Consider the following 446-nt stretch of genomic DNA (forward strand, 5'->3'; position numbering starts at 1 on the left):
TGCAGTGAGGAATATTGGACAATGGCCGGAAGGCTGATCCAGCCATGCCGCGTGAAGGAAGACGGTCCTATGGATTGTAAACCGCTTTTGCGAGGGAGCAATAAGGGCCACGTGTGGCCCGATGAGAGTACCTCGCGAATAAGCATCGGCTAACTCCGTGCCAGCAGCCGCGGTAATACGGAGGATGCAAGCGTTATCCGGATTTATTGGGTTTAAAGGGTGCGCAGGCGGCTTGTTAAGCGGGAGGTGAAATGCCGGCGCTCAACGTCGGAAGTGCCTCCCGAACTGGTGAGCTTGAATGACTCTGCCGTGGGAGGAATGTGTAGTGTAGCGGTGAAATGCTTAGAGATTACACAGAACACCGATTGCGAAGGCATCTCACGAAGGGGTGATTGACGCTGAGGCACGAAAGCGTGGGGATCAAACAGGATTAGATACCCCGGTAG

Annotated in this window: 1 rRNA gene; it reads left to right on the forward strand. The window is 54.5% G+C overall.

The window, feature by feature from the left end:
• Positions 1–446 (forward strand): 16S ribosomal RNA (locus HH110_RS19630); the annotation flags it as partial.

This window comes from Stenotrophomonas sp. SAM-B, from assembly GCF_013387485.1.
In the GTDB taxonomy this organism is placed as follows: domain Bacteria; phylum Pseudomonadota; class Gammaproteobacteria; order Xanthomonadales; family Xanthomonadaceae; genus Stenotrophomonas; species Stenotrophomonas maltophilia_AA.